Annotated in this window: 16 protein-coding genes and 2 pseudogenes; 11 read left to right on the top strand and 7 right to left on the bottom strand. The window is 75.2% G+C overall.

Annotated features, from left to right (window positions below; translation table 11 throughout):
- Positions 1–78 precede the first annotated feature (78 nt).
- Genes ACZ8ZB_RS02410 through ACZ8ZB_RS02400 form a run of 3 tightly spaced genes read left to right on the top strand, consistent with a single transcriptional unit; the run spans position 79 to position 1,553 of the window.
- Positions 79–438 (top strand): hypothetical protein, encoded by a 360-nt coding sequence (locus ACZ8ZB_RS02410; RefSeq protein ID WP_470736059.1) that lies wholly within the window; start codon positions 79–81, stop codon positions 436–438.
- Entirely contained in the window at positions 431–1,162 is a 732-nt protein-coding gene (locus ACZ8ZB_RS02405; RefSeq protein ID WP_470741404.1) for a class I SAM-dependent methyltransferase, read from the top strand. The genes ACZ8ZB_RS02410 and ACZ8ZB_RS02405 overlap by 8 nt, the downstream gene beginning before the upstream one ends.
- 10 nt (positions 1,163–1,172) lie before the next feature.
- Positions 1,173–1,553 (top strand): PPOX class F420-dependent oxidoreductase, encoded by a 381-nt coding sequence (locus ACZ8ZB_RS02400; protein ID WP_470736058.1) that lies wholly within the window; start codon positions 1,173–1,175, stop codon positions 1,551–1,553.
- Between the two features lie 28 nt (positions 1,554–1,581).
- On the opposite strand, the gene ACZ8ZB_RS02395 is transcribed toward ACZ8ZB_RS02400, so the two are convergent.
- Together ACZ8ZB_RS02395 and ACZ8ZB_RS02390 are read right to left on the bottom strand one after the other, a co-directional pair.
- Positions 1,582–1,998 (bottom strand): Zn-ribbon domain-containing OB-fold protein, encoded by a 417-nt coding sequence (locus ACZ8ZB_RS02395; protein WP_470736057.1) that lies wholly within the window; start codon positions 1,996–1,998, stop codon positions 1,582–1,584.
- A gap of 162 nt (positions 1,999–2,160) precedes the next feature.
- Positions 2,161–2,316: a hypothetical protein gene (locus ACZ8ZB_RS02390; RefSeq protein WP_470736056.1), complete on the bottom strand. Its 156-nt coding sequence runs from the start codon at positions 2,314–2,316 to the stop codon at positions 2,161–2,163.
- An 84-nt stretch (positions 2,317–2,400) separates the two neighbouring features.
- Between ACZ8ZB_RS02390 and ACZ8ZB_RS02385 the strand changes: the two genes are divergently transcribed.
- Entirely contained in the window at positions 2,401–3,231 is an 831-nt protein-coding gene (locus ACZ8ZB_RS02385) for an ATP-grasp domain-containing protein (protein WP_470736055.1), read from the top strand.
- 75 nt (positions 3,232–3,306) lie between these two features.
- Entirely contained in the window at positions 3,307–3,921 is a 615-nt protein-coding gene (locus tag ACZ8ZB_RS02380) for a peptidoglycan-binding protein (protein ID WP_470736054.1), read from the top strand.
- Between the two features lie 20 nt (positions 3,922–3,941).
- Here the strand turns inward: ACZ8ZB_RS02380 and ACZ8ZB_RS02375 are convergent, their stop codons facing one another.
- The 3 genes and pseudogenes from ACZ8ZB_RS02375 to ACZ8ZB_RS02365 form a co-directional block, all read right to left on the bottom strand.
- Positions 3,942–6,323 carry a SpoIIE family protein phosphatase gene (locus tag ACZ8ZB_RS02375; RefSeq protein WP_470736053.1) on the bottom strand — a complete coding sequence of 794 codons (2,382 nt, stop codon included), beginning with the start codon at positions 6,321–6,323 and terminating at the stop codon, positions 3,942–3,944.
- Between the two features lie 114 nt (positions 6,324–6,437).
- Positions 6,438–6,812 carry a hypothetical protein gene (locus ACZ8ZB_RS02370; RefSeq protein WP_470736052.1) on the bottom strand — a complete coding sequence of 125 codons (375 nt, stop codon included), beginning with the start codon at positions 6,810–6,812 and terminating at the stop codon, positions 6,438–6,440.
- 17 nt (positions 6,813–6,829) lie between these two features.
- Positions 6,830–7,405, bottom strand: a pseudogene (locus ACZ8ZB_RS02365) (MurR/RpiR family transcriptional regulator); the annotation flags it as partial.
- 147 nt (positions 7,406–7,552) lie between these two features.
- Here ACZ8ZB_RS02365 and ACZ8ZB_RS02360 point away from each other — a divergent pair.
- Both ACZ8ZB_RS02360 and ACZ8ZB_RS02355 read left to right on the top strand, forming a co-directional pair.
- Positions 7,553–7,714, top strand: coding sequence for a hypothetical protein (locus ACZ8ZB_RS02360; RefSeq protein ID WP_470736051.1), 162 nt, complete (start codon positions 7,553–7,555; stop codon positions 7,712–7,714).
- Between the two features lie 49 nt (positions 7,715–7,763).
- Entirely contained in the window at positions 7,764–8,177 is a 414-nt protein-coding gene (locus tag ACZ8ZB_RS02355) for a DUF3662 domain-containing protein (RefSeq protein ID WP_470736050.1), read from the top strand.
- A gap of 276 nt (positions 8,178–8,453) precedes the next feature.
- On the opposite strand, the gene ACZ8ZB_RS02350 is transcribed toward ACZ8ZB_RS02355, so the two are convergent.
- Together ACZ8ZB_RS02350 and ACZ8ZB_RS02345 are read right to left on the bottom strand one after the other, a co-directional pair.
- Positions 8,454–8,957: a GNAT family N-acetyltransferase gene (locus tag ACZ8ZB_RS02350; protein ID WP_470736049.1), complete on the bottom strand. Its 504-nt coding sequence runs from the start codon at positions 8,955–8,957 to the stop codon at positions 8,454–8,456.
- Positions 8,958–9,043: 86 nt separating this feature from the next.
- Positions 9,044–9,706 carry a nucleoside/nucleotide kinase family protein gene (locus ACZ8ZB_RS02345; protein ID WP_470736048.1) on the bottom strand — a complete coding sequence of 221 codons (663 nt, stop codon included), beginning with the start codon at positions 9,704–9,706 and terminating at the stop codon, positions 9,044–9,046.
- 92 nt (positions 9,707–9,798) lie between these two features.
- Between ACZ8ZB_RS02345 and ACZ8ZB_RS02340 the strand changes: the two genes are divergently transcribed.
- The 4 genes and pseudogenes from ACZ8ZB_RS02340 (at position 9,799) to ACZ8ZB_RS02325 (ending at position 13,539) form a co-directional block, all read left to right on the top strand.
- Positions 9,799–10,536, top strand: a complete 738-nt coding sequence (locus tag ACZ8ZB_RS02340; protein WP_470736047.1) for a beta-phosphoglucomutase family hydrolase — start codon at positions 9,799–9,801, stop codon at positions 10,534–10,536.
- Positions 10,533–11,198: pseudogene (locus tag ACZ8ZB_RS02335) on the top strand (family 65 glycosyl hydrolase); the annotation flags it as partial. The gene ACZ8ZB_RS02340 and the pseudogene ACZ8ZB_RS02335, both read left to right, overlap by 4 nt.
- A 198-nt stretch (positions 11,199–11,396) precedes the next feature.
- Positions 11,397–12,908 (top strand): hypothetical protein, encoded by a 1,512-nt coding sequence (locus tag ACZ8ZB_RS02330; RefSeq protein WP_470736046.1) that lies wholly within the window; start codon positions 11,397–11,399, stop codon positions 12,906–12,908.
- 142 nt (positions 12,909–13,050) lie between these two features.
- Entirely contained in the window at positions 13,051–13,539 is a 489-nt protein-coding gene (locus tag ACZ8ZB_RS02325) for a DUF5709 domain-containing protein (protein ID WP_470736045.1), read from the top strand.
- Positions 13,540–13,547: the final 8 nt, after the last annotated feature.

The raw sequence follows: 13,547 nt of genomic DNA, 5'->3' as shown, positions 1-13,547 counted from the left end.
GTGCGTTCAGCCGGGGCGTGATCCCGCCCGCCCCGTCGTCCCGGTGCCCGTGAGCGCCGGGGCCCCTATCGTGTGCCCATGACCAGGATCCCGCACGAGACGTCCGGTGAACCGAATCCGCCGCACGCCCTCGGCCTGGACCGCCTGCGCCGCCGCACCGGCATGAAAGGGCGCACCTGCCCCGAGGACGTACTGCCCCCGTGGGTGGCCGAGACGGACGTGCCCCTGACCGAACCGGTCGTCCGCGCCGGCCTCGGCGACGACCCCGCCCAGGTCTTCCTCCGTTACGGCCGGGCGGCCCTCGGCTCCGGCCCGCCCTCCGGCACGGGAGGAGCCGGCCACGCCCGGCTGAACCTCGCCGCCTCGCCCGAGGTGCTCGGGGAGGCGGTGCGGCGGATGGCGGACGCCGTGGAGCGCGCGGGCGGTGCCCGTGGCTGACGAGTGCTACGGACACCCGCGGCTCGCCGCGCTCTACGACCCGCTCGACCCCGACCGGGGCGATCTCGACGCGTACCTCGGCACGGCGGAGGAGTTCGGCGCCCGGCGGGTGCTGGACGTCGGCTGCGGGACAGGGGTGTTCGCCCTGCTCCTGGCCGACCGGGGGATCGAGGTCGTCGGCGTCGACCCCGCCGGGGCCTGCCTCGACGTGGCGCGGGGCAAGCCGGGCGGCGCACGGGTCCGCTGGATCGAGGGCGACGCGACGGCGTTGCCGCCGCTGCGGGCCGATCTGGCGACCATGACGGCGAACGTCGCCCAGTCCATCGCGGCTCCCGGCGCCTGGCACGGGACCCTGCGGGCCGTCCACGCGGCGCTGCGGCCCGGGGGACGCCTGGTGTTCGAGACCCGCGATCCGGCCCGGCGGGCCTGGGAGGGGTGGACCCGCGAGGAGTCGTACCGCAGGACGGACGTACCCGGCGTCGGCACGGTCGAGCACTGGCACCGGGTGACCGGCGTGGACGGCCCGCTGGTGACGTTCCGCACCACCTACGTGTTCGCCGCGGACGGGACGGTGCTGACGTCGGACTCGACGCTGCGCTTCCGCGAGCGGGAGGAGGTCGAGTCGGACCTCGCCGGGCACGGCTTCGCCGTGGAGGAGGTGCGGGGCGCCCCCGACCGCCCGGGCCGGGAGTTCGTCTTCGTCGCACGGCGCCCGGACGCCTAGACTTCCCCGCATGGACGACGCGTTGAGGGACCGGCTCGGGGCGGGGAAGTACCTGTTGGTCACCAGCTACCGCAAGAACGGCACGCCCGTCGCCACGCCGGTGTGGGTGGTGCGGGACGGTGACGCGCTCGGGGTGTGGACCGTCGCCGACTCGTGGAAGGTGAAGCGGATCCGCGCCCGCGCCGACGTCCTCGTCGGCCCCTGCGACGTGCGCGGCAACCCGACCGGTGACCAGGTCCCCGCCACCGCGGAGGTCTGCGACCCGGCGACCACGGCCCGTTACCGCAAGCTGCTCGCCCGCAAGTACGGCCTCCTGGGACGGCTGACCCTCCTGGGCAGCCGGCTGCGCCGGGGGACGGACGGCACGGTCGGGATCCGCATCACCCTCTGAGCCGCGTGCCGGCCCGCCCGGCGGCCCGTCAGGTCCAGGCCCGGAACGGCTCGTCCACCAGCTGGAAGACCGGCTCGCCCCGCACCGGGTCCTCGGCCGTCGACAGCCGTACCCGGTCGCCGCCGTGGATGCCGATGGGCGGCCCCATGACCCGGCCGCGCACCACGAAGCCCTCGGCCATCTCGATCAGGGACACATTGCGGGCCGCCGGGGTGTTGCGGTGCAGCACCGTGGAGTGGCGGACCGTCCCGAGGCCCTCGCTGCGCTCCGTGCGCAGGTCGCTGCCCTGGCAGACCGGACAGAGCAGCCGGTGGTACATGGCGGTGCCGCACCAGGTGCAGCGCTGGAAGAGCATGGCCTCCGCATGGTCCTTGCCCCGGGGGTCGAGGACGCCCGTCGCGGAGCCGGCTGCCTGCTGAGCGACGCTTCCTGGGTGGTGGTACACGCTGGTCAACTCCCTGCACTCGGCCGGAATCCCGCGTGCGCGGTCACCCGGCACGCACGTGCCGGTGCGCCCTGCCACCGTGCACGGCCACAGGTTATGGCACTCAGTGCCACTAGTAAAGGCACTCCGTACCCTCATGTGCGGGTGGACGTCCGCGCCGGGTCACCCGTGTCCGAGCGCGGTCTCCGGCTCCCGCACCACCCGCCACAGCGGCGCCCCGCGCCGCGAGACGACCACCACCTCCTCGGGCCCTTCGCCCGCCGCGGCGAGGGGTCCGGCGCCGGACGCGGCCCGCACACGAGGGGGCACTCGGCGCACGCCGCCCACGGCACTCGGTACCGCCGCGTCCCCTTTCCGCAGGTCGTTCCTATGATCGAGCCACCGCCGTCCCGAGGAGCCCGTATGCCGCCCGCCCGCCCCCGCGTCCTGTACGTCACCGATCTGGCCTACCCGGCCCGCGGACGCCGCTACGGCGACGAGGACGTCTTCCTCGCCTCCCGGCTGCGCGAGCACGTCGACCTCGCCCTGTGCCACCCGCGGGACGCCGTCGCCCTGATGGACGGCTTCGACGCCGTCGTGGTCCGCAACAGCGGTCCCGTACTGGAGTACCTGGACGCCTACGAGGCCTTCCGTGAGCGTGCCGCCGAGACCGGCACGCCGGTCTACAACCCGCTCACCGGCCGGGGCGACATGGCCGGCAAGCAGTACCTGCTCGACCTGACCGCCGCCGGCCGTCCGGTGATCCCCACCGTCGACCGGCCGGAGGACCTGCACCGGCTGCCCGCGACGGAACGGTACGTGGTCAAGCCCAGACTCGGCGCCGACTCCATCGGCCTGCGCGTCGTTCCGGCGGGCGAGGTGCGCGGCCTCGTCGACGGGGACGTCCTGGTGCAGCCGCACATCGACTTCGTCTACGAGGTCTCCTTCTACTTCGTCGACCACGACTTCCAGTACGCCCTGTACGCCCCGCACACCGGGCGGCGCTGGCAGCTGGAGCCGTACGAACCCGACCGGGACGACCTGGACTTCGCCCGGGGCTTCGTCGACTGGAACACCCTCGACCACGGCATCCAGCGCGTCGACGCCTGCCGTGCGCCGGACGGCGGACTGCTGCTGGTCGAACTGGAGGACCTCAACCCCTATCTGTCCCTCGACGCCCTCGACGACACCGGCCGGGAGGCGTTCGTGTCCGCCCTGACGGCGTCCCTGCGCCGTTTCCTCCACGACGCCTGAACCCGCGGCCCCTTCGTCACGTATCCCTCTGCGCGGACGGACCGGCTCCCTCGCGCGGCACGGAAGGAGAACGACGTGACGACACCGCCCGGACCGGGACGGCCGCACGACGGACCGCCCCTCGAACCCGTTCACGTCCTGCGCCCGCGCCGCACCGACGCACTCGCGGAGCTGTTCCGGGAGTGCGAGCGGGAGAAGCGGGGCGGGCACGAGCCGGTGCCGTCGCCCCGGCCGCCGCACGGGTCCGGGGAGCGGACACAGGAACTTCCGCCCGTCCCCGCCGTCCGCCGCACCTCCGGGATCCGCCGCACCGCCCTCACGCTCGCCGTGGCCGTCGCCGCGGTGGCCGGCTTCGGCGGCGCGCTGCTGCTCACGGGACGCGCCGCCGACGACCGCGCGGCACCCGCCCCGCGCCCGTCCACGACCGCCCCCTCCGCCCCGGTCCCGCCCGCCGCCCCCGCCGGGCAGGGGTCCCTGCGGAAGGGCGACTCGGGCCCCGAGGTGACCGAACTCCAGGAGCGGCTGCTGCGCGTCCCGGACGTCCACCGGTCCGGCACCACCGACGGCCGCTACGACGCCGGCCTCTCCGCCGCCGTCGCCCGTTTCCAGCTCTGGTACGGCATCCGGGGCGACGAGACCGGCGTCCACGGCGCGGACACCCGCCTCGCGCCGGAGGCCCGCACCGGTTGACCCGGCGACCGGCCCGGCGGCTACCGCTCCTTCGGCACCCGGATGTCCAGCACGCACACGTCGTCGCGGCGCTCGTCCTCCAGCATCGCCTCCAGCAGCGTCCCCAGGGACCCGGCCGCGTCACCGGGGTGTGCCGCGACGGCCCCGGCGAGACGCGCGAAGCCCACGTCGATGTTCTCCGGTGGCCGCTCCACCAGGCCGTCGGTGTACAGCAGCACCCGGTCGCCCGGTTCGAGACGGCACTCGGCCTCCTCGAAACGCGGTGCGGCGGCTCCGCCGAGCAGCATGCCGCCGGGCCGGCGCAGATACGTCACCTCGCCGTCGCGCAGCAGCAGGGGCGGGGTGTGCCCCGCCTGCGCCCAGACCAGGCGCCGGTCCGCCGGCCGGTAGCGGGCGAGCACCATGGTCGCGGTGGCGTGGCTGTCGCGGGAGTGCAGCAGCAGGGTGTTGAGCCGGGCGAGCGCGCCGGTCAGCGAGGAGCCCGTGATGACCATGCCCTTGGCGGTGAACCGCAGCTGGGCCATGGTGGCCACGGCGCCGATCCCGTGCCCGGCGACGTCGCCGACGACGAACAGGGCGTCGCCGTCGGGCAGCTCGATGGCGCTGAACCAGTCGCCGCCGACGTGTATGCCGGCCTGGGCGGGGAGGTAGGCGACCTCGACCCGCAGTCCGGCCAGGTCGACCACCCGCTCGGGCAGCGGCAGCAGGGCGTTCTGCAGCCGGGCGACCAGGGACCGTTCGGCCTGGAGCACGTCGTGCTGGGTGAGGATGGCCCGCTCGGTCTCCACCAGGGCGAGCTCGGCCCGCCGCCGCGCGGTCAGGTCCTGCAGGAAGCCGTGCACCTCGACGGGCGTGCCGCGCAGGTCGGCCACCGCTTCGGCGGCGAGCCGCAGATGCCGGACGCCGCGCGTGCCGCGCACCCGGAACGGGGCGTCCAGCGGCAGCGCCTCGTGGATCAGGGCGTCGACGGCGCGGCTCAGCGCGGACCGGTCCTCGGGCACCGCCAGTCCGGGGAGGTCGGCCAGCCGGACCGGCCCGGCCGCCGGGTCGCGGCCGAGGATCGCGAAGACCTGCGACGACCAGGAGGCCTCGGACGTGGTCAGGTTCCAGTTGGCCCAGCCGAGGTTGCCCAGTCGCTGCAGGTCGGCGAGCCGCTGCTCCTGCCGGTCGGAGGAGGCGCGCCGGACCCAGGTGACGACCAGAGCGTCCTCCAGCCGGGTCACCCGTACGGAGTACGTCGCCGGCTCGGTGACGCCGTCCACGACCTCCTGGTGGGCGAACGGCTGACTCTCGTACGTCTCCCCGCCGGCCAGGGTGTCCAGGAAGCCCTGCCACACCGGTGTGCCCGCCAGGTCGGGCCGTACCTCCCGCAGCCGCCGTCCGGCCGGATCACCCCCGGCGCCGCCCAGGACGGCGGTCGCCTGCGCGGTCACGGCGTCGACCCGGAAGTCCTCGGTCCCGCCGGACGGGCCGCGCAGCGGGGTCAGCAGCATCGCCGCGACGGGCAGCGCCGCGAAGAGCGCCCGTACGGCGTCCGGGAGCGGGTCGGACGCGGGCCCGGACGGGGCCGTGAACGCGCCCAGCCGGCCGGCACAGAGCCGGACCGCCCCGCGCAGATGGGCTCGGTCGCGCGGGGTGAAGGGACCGGCGCGCTCGCGCAGCACACCGACGCAGCCCTCGGGGGCGCTTCCGCCGGGCACCGGCAGCCAGGCGCGGGACCGCCACCGGCCGGGCGGGTCGGCGATCGGCAGGCACCGCGCGCCGTCCCCGGCGAAGTCCTCCAGCCACAGAGGCTCACCGGCCTCGAACGCGTCCGGCGCGGCGGCTCCGCCGAAGGGGGGCACCTGGCGCCACCGGGCGGCCAGCCGCTCGTCGACGCCGGCGTGCCCGACCAGTTCGAGGCCGCCGGCGCGGCGGGCGTAGATCACGACCGAGTCCGCGGCCAGGTCGGGTCCGAGGTGTTCCAGCAGGCACCGGGCCAGCTCCTGGGGGGTGCCGGTGCGCACCAGGACACGGGCGAGGCGGCTCAGGGCGTCGGCGACGTCGTCGGGGGCCGAGGGCGTCACCGGCGGGCCGGCCTCGGAGAGGCCAGCCACCGCGTCCCCGACGGCCTCGGCCGGCTCACCGGGCCGGGCGGGCGCCGGTTCCCCCAAGGTGATCCAGCACTCCTCCAGCAGGGTGCGGCGGGCCGCCCCGGCACGCCGGAGCAGGGTCTCGCCGGCGGCGCCGGCGGAGCACCCGCTCAGCGCCATCACGACGCCCTTGGCCCGCTCCACGACGGCCGAGGTCGCGGCCTGCTCGCGCAGCCGGTCCATCTCGGCACGCTGCCGGGCGACGACCCCGGCCAGTTCCATCAGATCCGGCGCGGCTCCGGACCCCACCGGGACAATGGGCTCCCTCATCACGCCATGAGCATCGCACACGTCCCCCGGTTCGTCGGCCGGCCCGGTCACCCGGAATCCGCGCACGGCCCGGATCACGGGGATCGTGACGTGCGCGGCCGGTGGGGACCGGGGTCAGCGGCCGGACTCGGCCAGGGCCCGGGTGACCGCCCGTACGCTGCGGGCGATGTGCTGGAGCTGCGTGACCTCGGCCGCGTAGAGCTTGATCGTGTGCTCGATGACCCCTTCGTGCAGTCCGGCCCGGGGCAGGTCGGCCCGGGCGGTCTGCAGGGCGGTGCGGGCCACCCGGATCTCGTGCTCGACCTGGATCCTGGCGTGCCGGGCCAGCAGGACGGGGTGGCGGACGAACGCCGGGTAGCTCGCGTAGCGCGCGGGCACCAGATCGCGCAGCCACTTGGCCGCCGAGCGCTCCCAGTCGTAGCTGCCGGGGGTCTTGACCTGGCAGGGCCAGTCGGGACCGAGCCGCGTGGTCGTCAAGGGCATGATCATCGCTTCCGGGTGTACGGCGTCACGAGCCGCACGTCCGGGTGGACACGGCGGGCGGCGTAGGCGAAGTACTCGGCCAGGGAGACGGAGATGCGCAGGCCGAGGACGGTGAGCGGGGCCGACGCGGACAGCCGGCGGCCGACCTCGATGAACCGGTCGGCGTCGGCGAAGTCCCGTCGCGGGTTCTCCAGGTTCTCGATCTCGGCGTCCACCGCCGCCTGCAGTTCGGTGCCCCGGATCTCCTCGGCGGGACCTCCGAAGCGGGTGCCGAGCGTGATCGACTGGAGCCTCTCCCGCAGCGCGGGGCAACCGCTGAAGCCGACCGCCGAGGCGAACCGGGTCACCGAGGGCTGGCTCACCCCGGCCCGGTCCGCGAGATCCGTGATCGACAGGAACGCCGCCTCCGCGAGGCGCTCGATCAGGTACCGGGCGATGCGCCGCTGGCCGGGGGAGAGCCGGGGCCGGTCGAACAGCGTGCGGAGCTGGGCCGTCGGGGACACCTCCGGGTCCTGGCCCGTCCTCCCCGAGATGATCGCGGACGCCCGTGCGCGTGCCTGCTGCGGCGATCGCACCGGTGCGCCTCCTTCGTCTCCCACGAGGGTTCGACACAGCCCACCGGCCGTGGCGGCCGGGCCGCTCGCCGGAGCACACCGGACCGCTCCACCGGGGATATCCGCGCCCGTGGTGGGCACCCGACGGCACAGCGAAGCAGAAACCCCCTGAGACACCAGGAGCCACCGGACATGACCGTCCCCGAGGAGAACCGGCCGAAGACCCGGGACACCGACGACATCGTCGAGCAGCAGCAGGACAGGGAGACGCGCGATCAGGGCGGCACCGGCCGCACGATGCGCGAGGCACTGGAGGAGGCGGAGATCAAGCCCGACGACTTCCAGGAACGCTAGACCACCCACCGCCCCTCCCGCCCCGACCACATTTCGAGCAGGTGACAGCATGAGCGCCCTGAGCGCGCTGGAAGACGCCCTGGAGAACCGGTGGGAAGCGCTGTGGACGCGCTTGTCCGGCCGGGAGCCGGTCGAGCTCGTCGACGCCCTGCGGCGCGAGTGCGACAGCCACGCCGTGGTGTGCCGGGCGGGCCGGGTGATGGTCCCCAACGCCTACGACGTGGAGCTCGCCACACCCGTGCACGAGGAGCTGACCCGCCGCGGCAGCCGCGTGGGCCAGGCGCTCACCGACCGGCTGGCCAGGCACGCCGCGCGCCACGGTTACGAATGGGCGGGCCCGCTCGCCGTGCACGTCCGTCGGTCCGCCGAGGTCCCCAACGGCCGCTTCCGGGTGGCGAGCAGCGTGATGCCGCACGTGAGCGCGGACGCCTTCCAGCGCGTGGGGCGGTCGGGGGCGGTCTGAGGCCCCGGCCGCGGGTGAGGGCGCCGGTCCGGGGCCGGGCCCGCCCTCGTCCCACCGGGCCCCGGGCCGGAGCCGGTCCGGGGCCGTCCGGGTGTTCCGCTGCTTCGCCCGCGACGCCGACGGGAGCGCGGCGGTCGGCGTGGCGGGACGGGACGGGACCGCCCGTCCCAGGGCACAGTCGGCGCCGAGGACGACGGCGGCCCGCCCCTTCGAGCCGCGCACCCCCGCGGCACGTCGCTCGGCCCCCGGCCCGGGCCCGGATCGGCCGGTCCGGCGTCAGGGCGCCCGGTGCGCGACGGCCGGCGCCCGCGCGGCGAGTTCCTCCAGCGGGCCGCCGGTCAGGCGGCACACCCTCCACTCCTCCACCAGTTTTGCGCCGAGCGACTCGTAGAACCCGATGGCCGGCTCGTTCCAGTCCAGCACCATCCATTCGAAGCGCTCGAAGCCGTTCTCCCGGCAGATCGCCGCGAGGGCGGCGAGCAGCGCCTTGCCGTGTCCGGAACCCCGGGTGTGCGGACGGACGTAGAGGTCCTCCAGATGGAGGCCGCGCGTGCCGGTCCAGGTCGAGAAGCGCGGGAACCACAGCGCGAACCCGGCGATCCCGCCGGTGCCCTCGTCCTCCGCGATCAGGACGGACGCGGCGGGGTGCTCCCCGAACAGCGCCCGCCGCAGCTGTTCCTCGGTGGCGCGGGCCTGCTCGGCGGCCTTCTCGTAGGTGGCGAGCTCGCGGATCATCGCGTGGATCTCGGGGACGTCGTGCACGGTGGCTGCTCTGATCATGCGCCAGAGCCTGCGGCACCGCGACGGACCGCGTCCAGCCGGTTTCGAGGGCCGGGACGGTGCCGGACGCCCGCCCACCGGCCGCCCTACGTCCCGGTGTCCGCGCCCGGCAGGGCGGACTCCGGCACCACGAGGTCGGCCCGGTCCCGTGTCGCGGCCACCAAAGCGGCGTTGCGCTCGTCCGTGCGCAGCACCCACGCCACCGCCTCCTCGTGACTCTTGCCGAACTCCTCGTGCCGGGCCACCAGCCGCCGCACCCGCTCCTCCTCGTCCAGGACGCAGAACCACACCTCGTCGAGCTGCGGCCGGACCCGCGCCCAGGCGCCGGTGTCCAGCAGCAGGTAGTTGCCCTCCGTCACCACCAGCCGGACCGCCGGCGGTACCGGGAGCGCACCCGCGACCGGCTGCTCCAGCACCCGCTCGAAACCGGGCGCGTACACGATGTCGTCGTACGTCTCCTCGCGCAGCCGCCGCAGCAGCGCCGCGTACCCGGCCGCGTCGAAGGTGTCCGGGGCGCCCTTGCGGTCGCGGCGGCCGAGGCGGTCCAGTTCGGCGTCGGCGAGATGGAAGCCGTCCATCGGCACCCACGCGGCCCACGGCTCCCCGGCGCCGTTCAGCTCCCGCACCAACTCCCCGGCGAGCGTGGACTTTCCCGCGCCCGGGCTGCCCGCGATGCCGAGGATCGCGCGCCGTTCGCCCCGCGGGAGGGCACGGGCACGGCGGAGGAGGTCGTCGAAGGTCGGTGCCACACGGAAGAGTGTGACACCCGGCCGCCGGAGTCCTGCCGCCGTGTGGCCCGCTCCACTCACTGTCCGGCGCCGTACGGGGAACGGTGTCGGGTATGACGGATCTGGGTCTGCCCGATGACATCCGCGCCTGCCTCTTCGACCTCGACGGGGTCGTCACGAAGACGGCCGTCGTCCACGCGGCCGCCTGGAAGGAGACGTTCGACGCCTTCCTGCGCGAACGGGACGGCGAGGCCTTCCGGCCCTTCAGCGACGCCGACTACGACGAGTACGTCGACGGCCGCCCGCGCGCCGACGGCGTCCGCACCTTCCTCGCCTCCCGCGCCGTCGGACTGCCCGAGGGCGGACCCGGCGACCCGCCCGACGCCAGCACCGTGCACGGCCTCGGCAACCGCAAGAACGAGCTGCTGCTGGCGAAGATCCGCACCGACGGCGTGGAGGCCTACGACGGCACCCTGCGCTACCTCGCCGCGGTCCGCGCCCGCGGACTGCGCACCGCGATCGTCTCCTCCAGCGCCAACTGCCGTGACGTACTGCGGTCGATCGGAGCCGAGGACCTCTTCGACGTCCGGATCGACGGTGTGGTCGCCGCCGAGCGCGGGCTGCCCGGGAAGCCGGAGCCCGACACCTTCCTCGCCGCCGCGGCGGACCTCGGCGTCGAGCCGTCCCGGGCCGCCGTGTTCGAGGACGCGCTGGCCGGCATGGACGCGGGCCGCGCCGGGCGGTTCGGATACGTCGTCGGGGTGGACCGCGCGGGCCAGGCCGACGCCCTGTACGCGCACGGCGCCGACCGGGTCGTGACGGACCTGGCCGAACTCGGGAGCGGCGAGTGATCGCACAGCGGGCGTACGACGTCGAACCGTGGACGGTGCGCGAACGGAGCCTGGACCTGGACCTGCCGGCACAGAGCGAGTCGGTGTTCGCGCTGTCCAACGGCCACGTCGGCTGGCGCGGCAACCTCGACGGGGGCGAACCGCACGGCCTGCCCGGCTCCTACCTCAACGGCGTCCACGAACTCCACCCGCTGCCCTACGCCGAGGCCGGCTACGGCTACCCGGAGTCGGGCCAGACGGTCATCGACGTCACCAACGGCAAGGTGATCCGGCTGCTGGTCGACGACGAACCGTTCGACCTGCGCTACGGGCGGCTCGTCAGCCACGAGCGGACCCTGGACCTGCGCCGGGGCGTCCTCGAGCGGACCTGCGAATGGACCTCCCCGGCCGGGTCCACGGTCCGGGTGCGCTCCACCCGGATGGTCTCCCTCACCCAGCGGGCCGTCGCCGCCGTCGCCTACGAGGTCGAGCCCGTCGACAGCCGCACCCGTGTGGTCGTGCAGTCCGAACTGGTCGCCAACGAGAGCCTGCCCGGACCGGACGGCGACCCGCGCGCCGCCCGCGCCCTGAAGTCCCCGCTGGAACCCGAGGAGGACGTCGCCGCGGGCCACCGGCTGCGCCTGGTGCACCGCACCCGGCGCAGCGGCCTGCGGGTCGCCGTGCGCCGGGGTCCGCACCCGCGCTGAGCGGCGGCGGACCCCGGTGCGGGGACCGCATCCCGTCCTGCGGACCCCTCGCACGCGGGTTAAGTTGTCGAAGACCTCCGGAACGCCGGTTTCCCGGAACCCGTCCTCCAGAGCGCAGGGCCCCCGGGACCCGGGTCCCGGGACCCGACGACACGCGGGAATGAGGGACGGACGATGACCGACGGCACCGGTGCCCTGCTCACCGGCATACGCAAGCGCGAGCGGTGGGCCGAGCCGGGCCCGTCACCGCGCGGCGCCACCCTCCCCCTCGCGGTGCTCGCCGCCGTCTTCACCCTCGCCCAGCTCGTCCTGGTCCGCCCGGTGCTGGGCCTCGGCTGGGACGAGATCGTCTACACCAGCCAGGTCACCTCCCACCACCCGGCCGCCTTCTTCAGCGCCCCCCGCTCCCGCGGGGTGTCCCTGCTGGTGGCGCCCGTCGCGTCCTGGTCCGGGTCCACCGCCCTGCTGCGCGTCTACCTCGCCCTCCTCTCCGGCCTCGCCCTCCACCTGGCCCTGCGCTCCTGGCGCGGCCTGTTCCCCACCCGCGTCCTGGTCACCGCCGGCGCCTTCTTCGCCTCCCTGTGGGTGACGCTCTTCTACGGCCCCCAGGCCATGCCCAACTACTGGGTCGCCGTCGGCGCGCTGACCGCGGTCGGCTGCTTTCTGCGCCACCGCGCGGACCCCTCGTCCGGCGGCCCCCTGTGGGGGGTCGTGGCGGGGGCCGCGCTCATGGCCTGGATGCGGCCCACCGACGCCGTCTGGGTGGCGGTCCCGCTCCTCGTCCTCGCCCTGGCCGGCCGGCACGGGCGGTCGCTGCTCGCCCTCGCCGGCGGTCTGCTGGCGGGAGGGCTCCCCTGGGTGGTCGAGGCGTACACCGCGTTCGGCGGCCTGCGGGAGCGGCTCGCCGAGGCCTCCCGCATCCAGGGCGGGCTCGGCCTGAACATCGCCGTCGACGACCAGCTGCGCAGCCTGGGCGGGCGTGCCCTGTGCCGTCCCTGCACGGGACCGATGCCCCACCCGGTGATCACCCTGTGGTGGTTCGTCCTGCCGCTGCTCGCCGTCCTCGGGCTGATCGTCGCCGTGCGGGCCCGCCGCACCCTGCGCACGGTGGTGCCGCTGGCCTGTGCCGCGACCGCCGCCCTGCCCTACCTGTTCATGATCGAGTACGCGGCGCCCCGCTTCCTCCAGCCGGCCTACGCCCTGCTCGCGATCCCGGTCGCCGACGCACTGTGGCACCTGGTCACGGCACCGCGGGGGAAGTGGCGACCGGCCGCCGGGATCCTGGTCGCGCTCGGGCTGGCCGGTCACCTCACGGTGCAGCTGGCCGTCCTCGTGCACACGGTGGACCGCAACACCGACAGCCGCCGGGACTGGGCCCGCACGGCCGGCGACCTGCACCGGCTCGGTGTCCGCCCGCCCTGTCTGATCACCGGCCACGAGGCGATCCCCATCGGCTACTACACCGGCTGCTCCTCCGGCGCGACCGCGGGGAACAACGAGAACACCACGGCCGGGGAGATCCTGCGGACCGCGGACCGCATCCCGGTCGCCGTCCTCACCGGGCCCGGCGGCACACCGCCCGGGTACGCCGGCGCCTGGCCCGTCCACCGGCTCGGCGACCTCCAGGTCCGTATCGCCCCGGCGCCCGGGTCCGACGGTCCGACGGGTGCGCCGCGCACCCGGTGACGGGGGTCCGCCGCGCTCCAGGGCCCCGCCCGCCGGGACACCTTCCCGCACCCGACGCCACGAGGTTAGAGATCGCCTGACGGGAAACGCGGACCTGACACCGGGCCGAACGGAGCCGACGCAGCGGAACAGGGAGGAAGCCATGGGCACCGAGCCGATGGGGGACGACGCGTACCAGCCCACCGGGAGCAACGAGGAGCAGGAGGACGCCGCGCCGCTCGACATGCAGGACGCCGTCGACGAACGGACCTACGACGACACCCTCGACGAGGGCTACTCCCCGCCGGAGAAACCGCTCGGCGTGACCAAGTACGGCACCACGGCCTCGGAGCAGCACGAGGGGGAGACCCTCGACCAGCGGCTGGCCCAGGAGGTGCCGGACGCGCCCGGGCCCGCCGGGGACGGGGTGGGCGACCTCCCCGGCGGCGAGGGCGAGCCGGTCGACCCGGAGGCGGGCGCCGGCCGCGCCGGACGCCTGGTCGCCCCGGACGAGGGCGCCCACCCCGACACCACCAGGGAGGCCGTCGCCGAGGACGTCGGCGTCGACGCCGGGGCGGCCGGCGCGGAGGAGGCCGCGATGCACGTCGTGGAGGACGGGACGGCGCTCCCGGAGGACCGGGACGGAACCTGACCCCGGCA

The sequence above is a fragment of the Streptomyces sp. 12E genome (genome assembly GCF_055633275.1).
Note: the sequence above shows the minus strand (reverse complement) of the source record. Positions and strands in the feature narration are given on the sequence as shown.